This is a genomic window from Sphingobium sp. DN12 (genome assembly GCF_051058005.1).
In the GTDB taxonomy this organism is placed as follows: Bacteria; Pseudomonadota; Alphaproteobacteria; order Sphingomonadales; family Sphingomonadaceae; genus Sphingobium; species Sphingobium yanoikuyae.
The window spans coordinates 2532063-2549142 of the sequence record NZ_CP173717.1 but is presented as its reverse complement, the minus strand read 5'-3'; the positions used below and the strand labels follow the sequence as shown (position 1 = coordinate 2549142).

Annotated in this window: 14 protein-coding genes; 6 read left to right on the top strand and 8 right to left on the bottom strand. The window is 66.2% G+C overall.

Annotated elements, in window-relative coordinates; genetic code table 11:
• The first annotated feature begins 177 nt into the window (after window positions 1-177).
• The 6 genes from gcvT (at window position 178) to ACI6S0_RS12040 (ending at window position 6466) form a co-directional block, all read left to right on the top strand.
• Window positions 178-1341 (top strand): glycine cleavage system aminomethyltransferase GcvT, encoded by a 1164-nt coding sequence (gcvT, locus tag ACI6S0_RS12065; RefSeq protein WP_434403192.1) that lies wholly within the window; start codon window positions 178-180, stop codon window positions 1339-1341.
• A gap of 26 nt (window positions 1342-1367) precedes the next feature.
• Window positions 1368-1739 carry a glycine cleavage system protein GcvH gene (gene gcvH / locus ACI6S0_RS12060; RefSeq protein WP_004207946.1) on the top strand — a complete coding sequence of 124 codons (372 nt, stop codon included), beginning with the start codon at window positions 1368-1370 and terminating at the stop codon, window positions 1737-1739.
• Between the two features lie 124 nt (window positions 1740-1863).
• The gene (gcvPA, locus tag ACI6S0_RS12055; protein ID WP_004207945.1) at window positions 1864-3222 is read left to right on the top strand and encodes an aminomethyl-transferring glycine dehydrogenase subunit GcvPA; all 1359 of its coding nucleotides are present in this window, start codon (window positions 1864-1866) and stop codon (window positions 3220-3222) included.
• Window positions 3219-4790, top strand: coding sequence for an aminomethyl-transferring glycine dehydrogenase subunit GcvPB (gene gcvPB / locus ACI6S0_RS12050; RefSeq protein WP_434403191.1), 1572 nt, complete (start codon window positions 3219-3221; stop codon window positions 4788-4790). Before gcvPA ends, gcvPB begins: the two co-directional genes overlap by 4 nt.
• Before the next feature lie 73 nt (window positions 4791-4863).
• Window positions 4864-5508 carry a DUF938 domain-containing protein gene (locus ACI6S0_RS12045; RefSeq protein WP_434403190.1) on the top strand — a complete coding sequence of 215 codons (645 nt, stop codon included), beginning with the start codon at window positions 4864-4866 and terminating at the stop codon, window positions 5506-5508.
• A 76-nt stretch (window positions 5509-5584) separates the two neighbouring features.
• Window positions 5585-6466 (top strand): hypothetical protein, encoded by an 882-nt coding sequence (locus ACI6S0_RS12040; RefSeq protein ID WP_434403189.1) that lies wholly within the window; start codon window positions 5585-5587, stop codon window positions 6464-6466.
• Here ACI6S0_RS12040 and ACI6S0_RS12035 read toward each other — a convergent pair.
• The 8 genes from ACI6S0_RS12035 to ACI6S0_RS12000 all read right to left on the bottom strand — a co-directional run bounded on the left by ACI6S0_RS12035 (window position 6423) and on the right by ACI6S0_RS12000 (window position 16975).
• The gene (locus ACI6S0_RS12035; RefSeq protein WP_004207939.1) at window positions 6423-8414 is read right to left on the bottom strand and encodes an ATP-binding protein; all 1992 of its coding nucleotides are present in this window, start codon (window positions 8412-8414) and stop codon (window positions 6423-6425) included. The two genes, ACI6S0_RS12040 and ACI6S0_RS12035, sit on opposite strands and share 44 nt — an antisense overlap.
• A 122-nt stretch (window positions 8415-8536) precedes the next feature.
• Window positions 8537-9769, bottom strand: coding sequence for a serine palmitoyltransferase (gene spt, locus ACI6S0_RS12030; RefSeq protein WP_270091033.1), 1233 nt, complete (start codon window positions 9767-9769; stop codon window positions 8537-8539).
• A gap of 145 nt (window positions 9770-9914) precedes the next feature.
• Entirely contained in the window at window positions 9915-10160 is a 246-nt protein-coding gene (locus tag ACI6S0_RS12025; RefSeq protein ID WP_434403188.1) for an acyl carrier protein, read from the bottom strand.
• A gap of 164 nt (window positions 10161-10324) precedes the next feature.
• Window positions 10325-10603, bottom strand: a complete 279-nt coding sequence (locus ACI6S0_RS12020) for an ETC complex I subunit (protein WP_004207936.1) — start codon at window positions 10601-10603, stop codon at window positions 10325-10327.
• 56 nt (window positions 10604-10659) lie between these two features.
• Window positions 10660-13110, bottom strand: coding sequence for an ATP-dependent helicase HrpB (hrpB, locus tag ACI6S0_RS12015; RefSeq protein ID WP_434403187.1), 2451 nt, complete (start codon window positions 13108-13110; stop codon window positions 10660-10662).
• Between the two features lie 271 nt (window positions 13111-13381).
• Entirely contained in the window at window positions 13382-14842 is a 1461-nt protein-coding gene (locus ACI6S0_RS12010) for an arylsulfatase (RefSeq protein WP_051886601.1), read from the bottom strand.
• Between the two features lie 121 nt (window positions 14843-14963).
• A complete protein-coding gene (locus ACI6S0_RS12005; RefSeq protein WP_270091029.1) occupies window positions 14964-15743 on the bottom strand; it encodes a TSUP family transporter in 780 nt (259 codons plus the stop codon).
• Window positions 15744-15949: 206 nt separating this feature from the next.
• Window positions 15950-16975, bottom strand: coding sequence for a polyprenyl synthetase family protein (locus tag ACI6S0_RS12000; RefSeq protein WP_004207933.1), 1026 nt, complete (start codon window positions 16973-16975; stop codon window positions 15950-15952).
• Window positions 16976-17080 lie beyond the last annotated feature (105 nt).

The following is a 17080-nucleotide window of genomic DNA, read 5'->3' as shown; positions in this document are numbered from 1 at the left end:
AGATACTCTGGAAAGCGGATGGCCCCCGTGCCGTCCCACCGAAGGGGTAAGCCAGCCGGTCCCAGGCCGCTGGTCAAAGCTCTCAGGTTCCGTGACAGAGGGGGTGGCATGCCGGAAGCGCCGATTCGTCGGCTGCGCTGGCCTGTCGCCGCATCCCTCCTACGGAAAGGTCTTGCCATGACCGCCACTGACGACGTCGCCGCCCTCGAAGCGGAACTGCCCCTCGAAGCCCTGCCGCTGGACGCCTGGCACCGTGCCAAGGGCGCGCGCATGGTCGGCTTCGCCGGCTATCACATGCCGATCCAGTATGAAGGCATCATGGCCGAACATAGCTGGACCCGCGAACATGCCGGCCTGTTCGACGTCAGCCATATGGGCCAGTTGACCTTCTCCGACGAGACCGGCGGCGCCAGCGTCGATGCCGCGCTCGAAACCCTGCTGCCCAGCGACATCAAGGGATTGAAGCCCTTCCGCCAGCGTTATTCGATGCTGCTCGATCAGGAAGGTGGCATCCTCGACGACCTGATGGTTTCGCGTCCGGGTGACGGCGCGTTCGATGGCTCGGCGATCTACATGGTCGTCAATGGCGCGACGAAATATGACGATATCGGCTGGATGATCGAACATCTGCCCGACGACGTCACCATGAACCATATGGCCGACCAGGCGCTGCTGGCGCTGCAGGGCCCCGAAGCGGGCGAGGCAATGGCCGCGCTCATCCCGGAAACCGCCGACCTCATCTTCATGCAGTCCGGCCCCTTCACCTGGCGCGGCGTGCCGCTGTGGATCAGCCGTTCGGGCTATACCGGCGAGGATGGCTTTGAAATCAGCGTGCCGGGCGATTCCGTCGCGCTGCTGGCCGATGCGCTGTGCGCGCTGCCGCAGGTCAAGCCGATCGGCCTTGGCGCGCGTGACTCGCTCCGTCTGGAAGCCGGCCTGCCGCTCTATGGCCATGACCTGTCGCCCGCCGTCAGCACCATCGGCGCGGACCTGGGCTTTGCCATCCAGAAGCGCCGCCGCGAGGAAGGTGGCTTCATCGGCCATGCCCGCGTGATGAAGGAACTGGCCGAAGGCCCCGGTTCCAAGCGCGTCGGCCTGAAGATCGAAGGCCGCTTGCCGGCCCGCGAGGGCGCGCAAATCTATGCCGGCGATGTGCTGGTAGGCGAAGTCACCTCGGGCGGTTTCGCGCCGAGCGTGGGCGCGCCGATCGCCATGGGCTGGGTCAGCCTGCCTTATTCCGCGCTCGACACCGCGCTGGAGATCGAGGTGCGCGGCAAGCGGATTGCAGCGGCGGTTGCGCCGATGCCGTTCGTTCCGCATCGTTATCGCCGCAAGGCCTGAATTACCGCTTTTCGAGGAGAGCAAGCATGAGCCGCTATTTCACCGACGAACATGAATGGATCGACGTTGCAGGCGACATCGCCACCGTCGGCATCACCGACTATGCGCAGGAACAGCTGGGCGACATCGTGTTCGTCGAACTGCCCGCCGAAGGCACGACCTTCGAAAAGGGCGATGACGCTGCCGTCGTGGAATCGGTCAAGGCCGCGTCCGACGTCTATGCCCCGATCTCGGGCGAAGTCGTCGAAGCCAATGGCGCGCTGGAAGACGAGCCGGCGCTGGTCAACAGCGATGCCGAGGAAGATGGCTGGTTCTTCAAGCTGCGCATCGCCGACGCCAGCGAGCTGGAAGGCCTGATGAACGAAGCCGCCTACAAGAAGTTCGTGGCGAGCCTCTAAGCAACATTAGCCCCTCCCCTTCAGGGGAGGGGTTGGGGTGGGGGACCGCCCCAGGGCGCCGCGCCAGGCGGACAGCCCCCACCCCCCGGCCCCTCCCCTGAAGGGGAGGGGAGAAGGAGTCAGAATGCGCTACCTACCCCTTACCGACACCGACCGGCAGGAAATGCTGTCCGTCATCGGCGCCGAGACGATCGATGACCTGTTCATCGACGTGCCCGCCGAAGCCCGCCTGAGCGGCACCATCGCCGGCCTGCCCGATCATGCCAGCGAACTGGCGGTCGAGCGCCATATGGGCGCGCTCGCTCGCAAGAATCTGTCGGCAGGGGAAGCGCCCTTCTTCCTGGGCGCCGGCGCCTACAAGCATCATGTCCCCGCCAGCGTCGATCATCTGATCCAGCGCGGCGAGTTCCTGACCGCCTACACGCCCTATCAGCCGGAAATCGCGCAGGGCACGCTGCAGGTGCTGTTCGAGTTCCAGACCCAGGTCGCCCGCCTGCTCGGCGTCGATGTCGCCAACGCCTCCATGTATGACGGCTCGACCGCCTGCTGGGAAGCGATCGGCATGGCCCGCCGCATCACCAAGCGCGGCAAGGCGCTGCTGTCGTCCGGCCTGCACCCCCATTATGTCTCGGTCGCCAACACCATGGCGAAGTTCACCGGCGACGCGCTGGTGCATCAGGCGCCGACGCTGGACGCCGCGACCGACATCGACGCGCTGATCGCATCGATCGACAAGGACACGTCCTGCGTCGTCGTCCAATATCCCGACATCCTCGGCCGCATCGCCGACCTGACCCCGCTGGCCGAAGCGGCGCACGCCGCCGGCGCGCTGCTGGTCGCGGTGGTGACGGAACCCGTCGCTCTGGGCGCGATCAAGGCACCGGGCCATATGGGCGCGGACATCGTCGTGGGCGAAGGCCAGTCGATCGGCGTCGGCCTGCAGTTCGGCGGTCCCTATCTGGGCCTGTTCGGCTGCAAGCAGAAATATGTTCGCCAGATGCCGGGCCGCCTGTGCGGCGAGACGGTCGACGCGGCCGGCAAGCGCGGCTTCGTGCTGACGCTTTCCACCCGCGAGCAGCATATCCGCCGCGAAAAGGCGACGTCGAACATCTGCACCAACTCGGGCCTGTGTGCGCTGGCGTTCAGCATCCACATGACCCTGCTGGGCGAGAAGGGCCTGCGCGAACTGGCGACCCTGAACCACGGCCTGGCCGTGCAGGCTGCCGATCGCCTCGCCAAGGTGCCGGGCGTGACCCTGCTCAACGACGGCTTCTTCAACGAATTCACGCTGGTCCTGACCAAGGATGCGCGCGAGGTCGTCCGCAACCTCGCCGACAAGGGCGTGCTGGCCGGCGTCTCGCTCGGCCGCCTGTTCCCGGACGCGCCGGCAATCGGCAACGGCCTGGTCGTCGCCGTGACCGAGACTGTCACGCCGGAGGATATCGAAACCCTTGCCGCAGCGCTTGAGGAGGAACTGGCATGACCATGTTGAAGGAAGGTCGCCCGACCACCCCGCAGGCCGTCGCGCAGGAGCATATGGCCCCGGCAACCGCCACCGGCAACCGCGCGCTGATGCTGGAGGAAAAGCTGATCTTCGAGATCGGCTCGACCGACACCACTGGCGTCGATTTCGCCGACGCGCCCAAGGTGGCCAGCCGCCTCGGTTCGCTCGCCCGCACCGACAGCATCGGCCTGCCGGGCCTGTCGGAACAGGAAACGGTGCGCCACTATACCCGCCTGTCGCGCCAGAACTACGCCATCGATCTTGGCCTGTTCCCGCTCGGCAGCTGCACCATGAAGCACAACCCGCGCCTCAATGAAAAGGTCGCGCGGATGCCCGGTTTCGCCGACATCCATCCGCTGCAGCCGCAGTCGACGGTGCAGGGCGCGCTGGCCGTCATCCATGAACTGGCCGCCTGGCTGGTCACGCTGACCGGCATGCACTCGGTCGCGATGTCGCCCAAGGCGGGCGCCCATGGCGAACTGTGCGGCCTGCTGGCGATCCGCGCCGCGCTCGAAGCCCGTGGCGACGCGCGCAGCGTCATCCTCGTCCCCGAAAGCGCCCATGGCACCAACCCGGCCACCGCTGCCTTCTGCGGCTACAAGGTCGAGGATATCCCGGCGACCCCGGATGGCCGCGTGGACCTGGAAGCCTTGAAGGCCCGTCTGGGACCGGACGTTGCGGCGGTGATGATCACCAACCCCAACACCTGCGGCCTGTTCGAGCGCGACATGAAGACGATCTCCGACGCGGTCCATGCCGCCGGGGCCTTCGTCTATTGCGACGGCGCGAACTTCAACGCCATTGTCGGCCGGGTCCGTCCCGGCGACCTGGGCGTCGACGCCATGCACATCAACCTGCACAAGACCTTCTCGACGCCGCATGGCGGCGGTGGTCCGGGTTCGGGTCCGGTGGTGCTGTCGCAAGCGCTCACACCCTTCGCGCCTTTGCCCTTCGTCGAGAAGCAGGGCGACAAGTTCGTGCTGGTCGAGGAAGAAACGGCGGAGGATCATCACGCCCAGACCTTTGGCCGCATGGTCGCCTTCCATGGCCAGATGGGCATGTTCACCCGCGCGCTGACCTATATCCTCAGCCACGGTGCCGATGGCCTGCGCCAGGTCGCGAGCGATGCGGTGCTGAACGCCAATTACATCCTGCGCAGCCTGGATGACGTTCTGGATGCGCCCTTCGGTGCGGCCGGCCCGTGCATGCATGAGGCGCTGTTCAGCGACAAGGGGCTGGCCGAAGGCTTCACGACGCTCGACATCGCCAAGGGCCTGATCGACGAAGGCTTCCACCCGATGACCATGTATTTCCCGCTGGTCGTCCATGGCGCGATGCTGGTCGAACCGACGGAAACCGAAAGCAAGGCCGCGCTCGACCAGTTCATCATGGCGCTGCGCAGCCTCGCCGAACGGGCCAAGGCAGGGGACGAAGCGCTGAAGGGCGCGCCCTATCACGCCCCGCGCCGTCGCCTCGACGAGACGCTGGCCGCGCGCAAGCCGGTGCTGACCTGGTCCGAACCGGATCTGGCGGTCGCCGCCGAATAAGGCGGAAGCAAAGGGCGGTGGAGGATCTCCACCGCCCTTTTTGCATCGGTCGGCCACAGACAAGGATTTGTCCATGACACAGGACGCCCCTGCACCCTGGACGCCGCAGGGCGACGGCCCCGATCCGCGCCGCCATGCCCCCGCGACGCTGCGCAATCGCGATGCGATCGCGACTGTCCTGCGGGACGAACTGCCCGATGCCGGGCTGGTGCTGGAAGTGGCGAGCGGCAGCGGTGAACATGTCGTCCACTTCGCTGTCACTTTCCCGGCGCTCGATTGGCAGCCCAGTGATCCCGATCCCGCCGCGCTCGCCTCGATCGCGGCGCTGCGCGGCGACGCCAATCTGCCCAATCTGCGTGCGCCGCTGCTGCTCGACGCGGCGGGTGCCGACTGGCCGATCGATGCGGCGGACGCGGTCCTGTGCATCAACATGGTGCATATCAGCCCCTGGGCGGCGACGCTGGGGCTGCTGGCGTGTGGCGCGCGATTGCTGGCGCCGGGCGCGCCGCTGATCCTCTACGGTGCCTATGTCGAGGATGATGTGCCGACCGCCCCCTCCAATCTGGCGTTCGACCGATCGCTGAAGGATCGCAACCCGCAATGGGGCCTGCGGACCCTGACCGATCTCGACCGGGCAGCGGCCGATGTCGGGTTCGACCGCACCCGGCGGGTGGCGATGCCGGCCAATAATCTGATGCTGGTCTATCGCCGGGGATAGGGCGCTGATGGTCGTCCGCGCATGATCCGCGCAAGATGCTTCCACCCGGCGGGATCTGGCTCTAAAGCGCTTGGCGATGACCAACAGCCTGTTCTCGCTTGTCGCTGCTGAACTGTCCGCGCCGGCCGATCCGCGCGCGGCCGCCATGGCCGGGGCGCTGGCGGCGAAATATCCCGGCGCGGCACGGGCGGTGCTCTTCTACGGCTCCTGCCTGCGCGAGGCCAATCTCGACGGGCTGATGCTCGATTTCTACCTGATCGTCTCCGATTATGAGGCGGCCTATGGCAAGGGCTGGCTGGCGCGCGCCAACCGGGCGATCCCGCCCAATGTGTTTCCGTTCGAACATGGCGGCCTGATCGCCAAATATGCCGTGCTGTCGGAGGCCGACTTTGCCCGGCTGAACAGCATGAAGGCGGACAATGTCTCGGTCTGGGCGCGCTTTGCCCAGCCCTCGCGGCTGCTATGGTCGGCGGACGATCTGGCGCGCCAGCGCGCGCTGGCGGCGGTGGCACAGGCCGCACCGACCCTGTTGTCGCTCGCCCGGCCGATGGCGGACGGGCAGGGCGATGACCCGATCCTGTTGTGGAAGACCGGCTTCACGCTGACCTATAACGCCGAATTGCGGGCGGAGAAGACGGGGCGCTCGCTCTCGATCGTCGATGCCGATCCCGAGCGCTATCGCCGTTTCGGCGCGGCGGCGCTGGCCGAGGGGCTACCGCCGTCGCCCGACCATGCGGACAAGGTCTGGCGCGGACTGCAGCGACGCGGCAAATATCTGTCGGTGGTGCGCCTCGCCAAGGCGAGCTTCACCTATGCCGGCGGGATCGATTATCTGGCGTGGAAGATCAACCGCCATGCCGGCACCGCAATCGAGATCAAGCCCTGGCAGCGGCGCTGGCCGCTGCTGGGCGCGGTCACTCTGCTGCCGCGGCTGTTCCTGGGTGGTTCGATCCGCTGAGCGCGTTCGACAGCGCAAGGCCCAGGGCATTGAGCGTGTAGGGCTTGCGCAGCACCTCATGCCCCCGGAAATCGTCGCTGTCGGTCGCGTCGCCGGTGAAGCCGGTGACGAACAGCACCGGCAGATGGCGCATATGGGCGGGCAGGGTGCGGATCATTTCCGGCCCGGTCATGTCGGGCATCAGCACGTCGCTCATGATGAGGCCAATATCGGCATTGTTGCTGAGCAGCTTGGCCGCCTTGCTGGGATGGTCGCAGGCGATCGGCAGATGACCGAGTTCGGCCAGCGCCGCCATCGTCTGGTTCAGCACGCGCGGATCATCCTCCACCACCAGGATGCGGGTCGGGGGATGGAGCGTGTGCAACTGCTCGCTCGCCGGGGCCTCTGCGGCGGCCTCCTGCTCGGTCAGGATGCGGCGCGGCAGGTAGATATGGACGCTGGTGCCGGTGCCCAGTTCGGACTCGATGCGGATTTCGCCCTGGCTCTGGCGCACGAAGCCGAAAATCTGGCTGAGGCCAAGGCCGGTGCCCTTGCCGACCGGCTTGGTGGTGAAGAAGGGTTCGAACACGCGGGCGGCGACCTCGGCCGTCATGCCGCAGCCATTGTCGGTGACGCTGACGGTGACATAGTCGCCGGCCGGGCATTCGCCGATCTGGTTGGCGGCAAGCTGGGCCTGGCCGGTCGAGATGGTCAGCTTGCCCCGGCCCTCCATCGCGTCGCGGGCGTTGACGCACAGGTTGAGGAGGGCGTTTTCCATCTGATGCTGGTCGACGAAGATGCGCCAGCCGCTCGCCTTGTGGGCGAAGCTGACGATGATCTGGTCGCCGATCGTGCGATCGACCAGATCGGCCATGCCGCGCAGCAGGCTGTCGGGATCGACCGCATTGGGCAGCAGCGGTTCGGATCGGGCAAAGGCAAGCAGGCGGCGGGTCAGCGCGGCGGCGCGGTTGGCGCCCTCCATCGCATTGTCGAGATGATGGCCCGCCTCGGCCGGCTTCAGCCGCAGCTTGCGCTTGGCCAGTTCCAGCCCGCCGACGACGACCGCCAGCATATTGTTGAAGTCGTGTGCGATGCCCCCGGTCAACTGGCCGACCGCGTCCATCTTCTGCATCTGGCGCAGATTATCCTCGGCGGCGGCGCGCTCGGCGGATTCGCGCTTCAACTGCTCATAGGCATCCGACAATTCGCTGGTGCGGGCCGAAACCGCCTCTTCCAGCCGGTCGGCGCGTTCGGCCTCCATATCCGCCATGCGGCGCGCGTTGCGCCGTTCGGTATAGGCCGCATTGACCAGCCACAGCGCGAACAGCACGCAGACCAGCAGAGCGAGGCCAACCATGCGCGACGTCTTGCCGACCAGTTCGGTGCGGTCGCCCGCCAGGCTGACGGCCAGGCTGCGTTCGCGCAACCGCGCATTTTCGGCCTGGATCACCAGGTCGATCAGCGCCGTCAGCCGCTTGATATCCTGCGATCGCCCGGCCTGATGGAATTGCGCCAGCGCGCCCATCTTCTGGTCATAGGTGGTGCGCAGGCCGATTTCGCTCAGCGTCTTGCCGCGCTGTTCGAAGGCGGCCTGGAGCGCGCGGACATTGCCGCGCTGCCAGTCGGACTTGCGGGTGGCATAGGTCAGCGACTTGAGCTGGCTGGCGGCGGTGCGCCACTGGTCCTGGAACAGGCGGCCGGTGTCGGGATCAAGGCTGATGACATAGCGGGCCAGCGTCACTTCGGCGCGGGCGGTCTTGGCCTCGAAGGCGCGGGCGAGCGCCATGATTTCCCAGCTGCGCTGCTGTTCGGCGAGGGCGCGCTGATGATCGCGCGAGGCGCTGCTGGCGCTGTAGAGCAGGGCGCCGAGCGATCCGATCAGCAATATGCCAAGGACCAGGGGCATGTAGCGCCGCGCCGCGGCGCGCCAGCCCCGGTCCTGTTCATCGATCACTTCGCGTTCCGCCATATACCGTTACACTAACCGAACTATGTTAACCGCGCGAATATGCAGGTTAGATGGTTCCGCTGCTGTAGCAGATTCTATCGCAGGAAATACCCGGTCGATCGTCGGAGTATCGAAAAGCGCGATCAGTTGATCGCGCCGGTGGCCTTGCCGGCGGCTTCGAACATGGCGATGATCTGTTCGACCTGCTCGTCGCTATGTTCGGCGCAGAGCGAGCAGCGCAGCAGGAAGGTGCCGGCCGGGGTTGCCGGCGGGCGCGCCATGTTGACGTAGAGGCCCAGCTCCAGCAGCGTCTGCCACATCGCTACCGCCTGCATCTGGTCGGTCAGGATGACGGCGATGATCGCCGACTGCGGCGTGGCGCTGCCCAGCTTGAAGCCGAGGTCGGTCAGACCCTGGTGCAGGCGCTGGCTGTTCTTCCACAGATGGGCGCGCTTCTCGCCGGCGTGCATCAGCTTGCGGATGCTGGTCGCGGCGGTGGCGACGACGCTGGGCGGCAGCGAGGCGGTGAAGACATAGGGACGGCAGACGAGGCGCAGTATCTCGAACTTGGGGTGGTTCGATACGCAGAAGCCACCGACCGTGCCGACCGACTTGGAGAAGGTGCCGACCACGAAGTCGATCTCGCCCTCGACGCCCTGTTCCTCGTATGCGCCACGGCCGTTGGGGCCGAAGAAGCCCATGCCATGGGCCTCGTCGCACAGGATCATGCAATTGGGGTGCTTGCGGATGGCGGCGACCATTTCGGGCAGCGGGGCGACGTCGCCGAGCATCGAATAGACGCCTTCCAGCACCACCAGCTTCAGCGCGTCGGCGGGCAGGCGGCCGAGGCGCTTGTCCAGATCCTCGACGCTGTTGTGGCGGAAGCGGACGATCTCCGCATTGCCCATGGCGCAGCCATCATAGATGGAGGCATGGCTGTCGGCGTCGAGCACGACATAATCGCCCTTGCCCGCGAGGGTGGAGATGATGCCCAGGTTCGCCTGATAGCCGGTCGAAAAGACCATGGCGCCCGACGTGCCGTAGAACTCCTTGAGCGCGTCCTCGACTTCCTTGTGGCCCTGATAGGTGCCGTTGAGGACGCGGCTGCCGGTGGTGCCGGCGCCGAACTCGTCCAGCGCCTTCTTGCCGGCTTCGACTACATCCGGGTCGAAGGTCATGCCCATATAATTATAGGTGCCGAGCAGGATGGTTTCCTTCCCCTTGATGATCGCGCGCGTGGGCGAGAGCACCTGGTCCATGACGATCGCATAGGGATCGCGCACGCCCGTCGCCAGCAGCGCCTCGCGCTCGTTGATCAGCGGATCGAACTTGGAGAAGAGATCGCGGGTTTCGGTAGCGATGGCGGCGTCGGTCATGATCTTGTTCCTCAACCCGTTCGTGCTGAGTAGGGACTGAGCTTGTCGAAGGCCCATATCGAAGCACTTCGCGCTGGTCCCCGATCCTTCGATACGCTGCTTCGACTTCGCTCAGCAGCTACTCAGGACGAACGGCGTAAAATTCTCAGGCGGTCTTGAGCTTGGCGACCGCGTCGACCAGCTGGCCCACGGTCTCGATCTCGGCCTGCATGTTCATGGTGATGATGATGTCGAACTCGTCCTCGATGGCGGCGACGAAATCCATCACGGTCAGGCTGTCCCATTCCAGGTCGCCGGCAAAGGTGGTGGCTTCGGACAGTTCGACGCCCTTCTTGTTGAAGGGGGCGATCTGCGCTGCGACGCTGTCGAAAATCTCGCTGCGATCGGTCATTATCTCTTCAATCTTTCCATGAAAGCACGGCTTTTGCCGCCTCACGCCGCTCTTTGGCAAGCGAATAAGGCGTCAATCGGGCAGCATCTGGGGCAAAATGCCTTGTTCGCGGCGCGCCGTGTCGCGCCGCGCTCTGCTATTCCAGCCTCGAACGGGCTGAAGGATCAGCGGAAATTGTCGGCGTAGGCCTGAATTTTCAGCGTCTTGGGCGGGGTCGCGATGACGGTGTAGGCGATCTTCTCGCGCTCGGCATAGGCGACGGCGGCGTCCTGCGAGGAGAAGCTGAGCTTCAGCTGCTGCTTGGTGTCGCCCGAACCGGCCCAGCCGGTCAGCGGATCGGCCTTCTTCGCTTCGGCGGGCGCATATTCCAGCACCCACTTGTGAGTCAGCGCCTTGCCGGACTGGAGGGCGTTCTTCTGGATCTGGTAAATGCGCGCGGTCATCGCGATGAAACTCCGTAAAATCGTCATTGTGCGTTGCACCAGCGGTCGCCGTGAAGTCAAGAGTTCCGGCGCGCGTCCGCATTTTTGGTGCGCAATGTGGCATTGGCGCTCGCCGGATCGTCGGGCCAGGGGTGGCGGGGATAGCGACCACGCATTTCCTTGGCCACGTCGCGCCAGTTGCCGGTCCAGAAGCCGGGCAGGTCGCGCGTCGTCTGGATCGGCCGGCCGGCGGGGGAGGTGAGCGAGAGGACCAGCGGGATGCGCTGATTGCCGACGGTCGGATGCTGCGACAGGCCGAACAGCGCCTGCACCCGCAATTCCACGCGCGGGCCACCCTCGGCCGCATAGTCGATCGCATGGGTGGAGCCGGCGGGTGACCGGAAATCGGGCGGGGCCAGCCGGTCGAGCTGCTGCTTGCCGTCCCAGCCGATCAGTGTTTCAAGGACGCCCGACAGTTGCGACCGGTCGATGTCGGACAGGCGGCGCTTGCCCGGCAGCAGCGGCGGCAACCAGTCGTCCAGCGTGTCGATCAGGGCGGCGTCGGACAGCGCCTCGATTCCTGCAAACTCGGCCCGCATCCGCAGCGATTGTGCGGCTTCCGACCAGGGGAGGAGGGCAAGGCCGCCCTGCCGCACGCCATCGACCAACGCGGTGACCACGGCATCGGGGTCGGGCCGGTCATCGGAGCCGGAGGACAGGCGCACGGCGCCCAGCCGGCGCTCCCGCAAGGCTTCGATCCCACCATTGGCAGCGCGGAATTTTACCGTGCGATGCTCGGCGATGCGCTCGCCGAACAAGGCGATCACGTCTGCCTCGCCGATCGGGGCGGCGGAAAGGATGCGCGCGCCGGCGGCACTGCCCTGCACTTCGCCCACCGCCAGCCAGGCTTCGCTGGCCAATGGCGAGAGCGGATCGAGCCGGAAGCCGCGCCCGCCCACGCTGGCCCAGTCGGCACCGTCGGCCGAGCGGCGCTTGGCGACGCGATCGGGAAAGGCAAGGGCCAGGCAGAGGCCGACATCGTGCAGTCCGCCCTCTGCGGGCGGGCGGCCGTCGACCAGGCGCGCCCAGCGCTTGGCGAGGCCGCGTCCTGCTTCGGCCCGCTTGCCGCCCTCGCGCCGCCAGCGCTGGAGCCGCAGGGTGAGGTCGGTATCCTGTCCGCCCAGGCCGCGTTCGCCCAGCAATACCGCGATCTCGGCGGCGGTGCGGGCAAGGCCGCGTTCGCCGGCACGCACCAGCATATGGGCGATGCGCGGCGCCAGCGGCAGCGTCGCGAGTGCCTTGCCATGGGCCGTGATGCGGCCGTCGGCGTCGAGCGCCTCCAGGGCGGTCAGTCGCTTGGCGGCCTCGGCCACGGCGGCGGCGGGTGGCGCGTCGAGCCAGCGCAGGCTGGCCGGATCGCTCACGCCCCACAGCGCGCAGTCGAGCAGCAGGCTGGACAGGTCGCTTTCCAATATTTCGGGCGGGTCGAAGGGCGGCATGCCCGCGGTCGCTGCCGCTTCCCACAGGCGATAGGCGACGCCGGGTCGCTGGCGTGCAGCACGGCCGGCGCGCTGGGTCGCCGACGCCTGGCTGGCGCGTTCGGTGACAAGGCGGGTGACGCCGGCGGCGCGGTCATAGCGCGGGCGGCGGGCAAGGCCGGAGTCGACGACGATGCGCACGCCGTCGATGGTCAGGCTGGTCTCGGCGATCGAGGTGGCGAGGATCACCTTGCGCCGCCCTTCGCGCGACGGGCGGATGGCGGCGCGCTGGGCACCCGGATCGAGCGAGCCGTGCAACATGTGGACCTCAAACGCGCCCCCCTCAATCCGCTCGGCGGTGCGCTCGATTTCCCGGACGCCGGGCAGGAAGGCGAGCAGGTCGCCCTGCGTTTCTTCCTCCAGCGCGCGGCGGATGGCGGCGGCCATCTCGTCCTCGATCCGCTTTTCGGCATGGCGGCCGATATGGCGCAACTCCAGGGGCTGGATCTTGCCCTCGCTCTCGATGACGGGTGCGCCATCGAGCAGTGTCGAGAAACGCGCGCCGTCGAGCGTGGCCGACATCGGCAGGATACGCAGGTCCGGGCGCAGCGCCGCCTGCGCATCGAGCGCCAGCGCCAGGCCGAAATCGCTGTCCAGGCTGCGCTCATGCACTTCGTCGAACAGTACCGCCGACACGCCCGCCAGTTCGGGATCATCCTGGATGCGGCGGACGAAAATGCCCTCGGTCAGCGCCAGCAGCCGCGTCTTCGCGCTGACCTTGCTGTCCATCCGCGTCGCATAGCCGACCGTGCCGCCGGGCTGTTCGCCCAGCATCTCGGCAATGCGCTCGGCCGCGGCACGGGCGGCGAGGCGGCGGGGGGAGAGCAGCAGCACCTGCCCCTCGCACCAGGGCTGGTCGAGCAGCGCCGGGGCCACCGCCGTTGTCTTGCCCGCACCCGGCGGCGCCACCAGCACGGCATTATTGCGAGCGCGCAGGGCGGCGAGCAGGTCAGGCAGGACGGCATGGATCGGCAGGGCGGGGGCGGTCATGGCCGTTCCTCTGACGCCAATGCGCCGCGACCACAAGTCGGCTGTGCGGCTATCGTGCTGGCGGCCTGGGCTTGGAACAGCAGAGCACGTCTACGATGATCCAGTGGTCGGCGAATTTCCCGATGGGGGAATGGTCATGACCTGGAGCGTCGGGAAGGGAGGGCTGTGGTCCCGAGCGATGTTGTGCCGGTCGGGGCGGACGGCACGGCAAGCGCTTCCTGTTCAAAAGAGAAAGGGGCTGCCGCAGGCTTGTCTGCGGCAGCCCCTGACTTCAATCCTGCGCTGCGTGTTCCTTGAACTTCTCGATCAGCTTGGAAAAGTCGCCCGACATGGCCTCCTGCCGTGGCGGGAACTCCTGAAAGGTCATGACATGCCTCGTCATGAAGTCGATGATCGGCAACAATACCCAGCCCTTATGTTCGGCCAGCTTGCGATTGACGTCGCCCCATTGCCGTTCGAACGGGTCCATCAGGATGTTGGTGATCATCGGCCGGCCGAGATGGACAAGCGGGTTGTCCCACTTGCCTTCCATCTTGGCGGCGATCGTCACCTTCCATGGTCCGTAGCGGACCGCCGTCAGGTTGGTTTCGTCATAATAGAAATAATGTTTGCGGGCCGACGGCCCCTTGCCGGTGAACAGCGCGGTCTGGTCATAGCCGTCGAGATGCACCTTGTAGGTCTTGCCGTCATGCTCGACCCCGGCCTTCAGCTTCTTGTCGATGTCCGGCATGCCGACCAGCGCCGCGAAGGTCATGAAGAAATCTTCCATCGCGACGATTTCGGGGCTGACCTGCCCGGCCGGAATCTTGCCCGGATAGCGGATGACGCAAGGGACACGCACGCCGCCTTCCCAGGTCGTGCCCTTGTCGCCGCGGAACGGTGACGTGCCGCCTTCGGGCCACATATATTGATAGGCGCCGTTGTCGGTGGTGTAGACGACGATCGTGTCCTCGACGATGCCGAGGTCCTCCAGCTTGGCCAGAAGCTGGCCGACATGGCCATCATGTTCGGCAAGGCCGTCGCCATAAATGTCGGCCTCGGACGCCCGCGAGACACCCTTGCGCTCATCAAGCATATGCGTGAACACATGCATGCGGCTGGCGCAGTGCCAGATGAAGAAGGGCTTGTCCGCCTTCACCTGCCGCTCCATGAAATCGGACGACTTGGCGACGATTTCGTCATCGATCGTCTTCATCCGTTCCGTCGTCAGCTGGCCCTCATCCTTGGTCGGGCCGTCCGCGGTTCCCGACACGACGCCGCGCACGCCCCATTTCTGTTCGAATTCCTTGGTCTGCGGGCGATCGGGATCTTCCGGATCTTCATTGGCATTGAGGTGATAGAGATTGCCGAAAAACTCGTCGAAACCATGGCGATGGGGCAGATGCTCCTCGCGATCGCCCAGATGGTTCTTGCCGAACTGCGCGGTGGCATAGCCTGCCATTTTCATGATCTGGGCGATTGTCGGGTCTTTTTCCGACATGCCCTGCGGCGCGCCGGCGCAGCCGACGGTCGTCAGGCCCGTGCGCGCCGGCATCTGTCCCGTGATGAACGCCGCGCGCCCGGCCGTGCAGGATGGCTGGGCATAGAAGGACGTCAGGCGGATGCCTTCATGGCCGATCCGGTCGATGTTGGGCGTGGCCACCCCCATCGTGTCGCCGCCAAAGGAACTGATGTTCCAGTAACCGATGTCATCCCCGAAAATGACCAGGATGTTGGGTTGCTTCTTCGCCATGCCGAGTCTCCGATCCTGATGGATGGACGGGAGGCTAGCGGCGAGCGGGCCGCGACGCTGCATGGGGATAATCCCGAGAAGCGGCGGGGACATCCCCTATGCCCGGCGAAGGGGGGGGCGCCTAGCCGAACAGGTAGATGTGGATCGGGTTCTTGGGATCGAGCAGCATCTTGGTGGTCAGCGCCAGCGACATGATGATGAGCAGCGGCTTGATCAGCTTCGATCCGAAACGCATGGCAAGGTGCGATCCGATCTGGCCGCCGGTGATCGATCCGACCGCCATGGCCAGGCCCGCGATCCAGATGACATGACCGCCCGCGACCATGGTCAGCAATCCCGCGACATTCGAGGCGAAATTGGCCGCCTTGGTCTGGGCGGTGGCGCGCAGCAGCGACAGGCCGCCCAGCGCGATGAAGATGGTGGTGTAGAAGGCGCCGGCACCGGGCCCGAAAAAGCCGTCATAGAAGCCGACCACGCCGATCATGCCGGACAGGCCCCATAGGCCGACGCGGGCATGGCGATCGGCATCGCTGAGCTTGGGCGAGAAGGTGAAATAGGCGGCCATCGCGATCAGCAGCGCGGGCATCAGCCCGGCTAGGATCGACGGATCGACCCGTTGCAGCAGCCAGGCGCCGCCGATCGACCCGATGAAGGCGGCGATCACCGGCCCCTTGTAGGTTTTGAGGTCCATATGGCCGCGCCGGGCATAGGCGACGCAGGCGCCGAAGGTGCCAAGGCAGCTTTGCAGCTTGTTGGTGGCGACCGCCGGCACCGGCGGCACGCCGGCGGCGAGCAGCGCGGGCAGGGCGATGAGGCCGCCCCCGCCGGCCATCGCGTCGATGCAGCCGGCCATGAAGGCGGCGGCCATGAGGAAGGCGATGGTTTCGGGGGACAGGATCATGATATTTACCCCGTTCGGGCTGAGCGAAGTCGAAGCCCGCACCAGAGCGAAGCGAAGGAACTTCGCCTGCGGCTCAGTTTTGCCCTTCGACTTCGCTCAGGGCGAACGGATATTGGAAGGGGAAACGAGCAGAAGTGCCCGTCTCCTCAACTTATGGTTTGCCGCATTTTCCGAGTCAGCGGACCTCCGTCCGCTTCGAAAATGCTTCAGTACGCCCGTGCTATCGCGAATTCGACCGCTTCGGTAAGGGCCGCTTTCGCCTTGCCGGCATCGAACATGCCCAGCGCGTCGATCGCGCGCTGGCCATAATGGCGGGCGCGGGCCAGCGTGTCGGCGATGGCGCCGGTCTGGCGCAGCAGCTGCGTGGCGTGGGCCAGATCCTCGTCGCTGATGCGATGGCCCGAGATCGCGGCCTTCCAGAAGGCCTTGTCCTCGTCCGAGCCGCGCGCATAGGCCAGGATCACCGGCAGGGTGACCTTGCCGTCGCGGAAATCGTCGCCGGCATCCTTGCCCATGGTGGCGCCGTCCGATTCATAGTCGATCGCGTCGTCGATCAGCTGGAAGGCGATGCCAAGATTGCGGCCATAGACGTCGAGCGCATGTTCCTCCGCCTCGCTGCGGTCGGCGACCACGGCGGAAATGCGGCAGGCGGCGGCGAACAAAGCGGCGGTCTTGGCGCCGATGATGTCCAGATATTGTTCTTCGCTGGTGTCGATCTTGCGCTGGGCGGTCAGCTGGTTGACCTCGCCCTCGGCGATGATCGCCGATGCGCCCGACAGGATCTTGAGCACCTTGAGCGACTCGGCCTCGACCATCAGCTCGAACGAGCGGGAGAAGAGGAAGTCGCCGACCAGCACGGAGGCGCTGTTGCCCCAGATGATGTTGGCGGTCTTGCGGCCGCGGCGCAGGCCCGATCCGTCGACGACATCGTCATGCAGCAGCGTGGCGGTGTGGATGAACTCGACCGATGCGGCCAGCTTGTAATGGCGCGATCCGGCATAGCCGACCAGGTCGGCGCAGGCGAGCGTCAGCATCGGCCGAAGCCGCTTGCCGCCGCCGGCGATCAGATGGCCGGCCAGTTCCGGGATCAGCGGGATGCGCGACTGCATCCGGTCCAGGATCACGCTGTTCACCTGGTTCATGCCATCGGCGACGAGCGCCATGATGGGAGCGAGCGAAGGGGCGCTGGTGCGGCCGATCGGGTGGACGTTGCCGGGGGAGGATGCAGTCATGACAAGCGTCCTCTGGCGGGGCAAAAAGCAGATGGCAAGCGGGAATAGCTTGCCTGCGCGGCGCAATGGCGCAAAAAGCGCGCCGGACGATTGATTGACGCATCG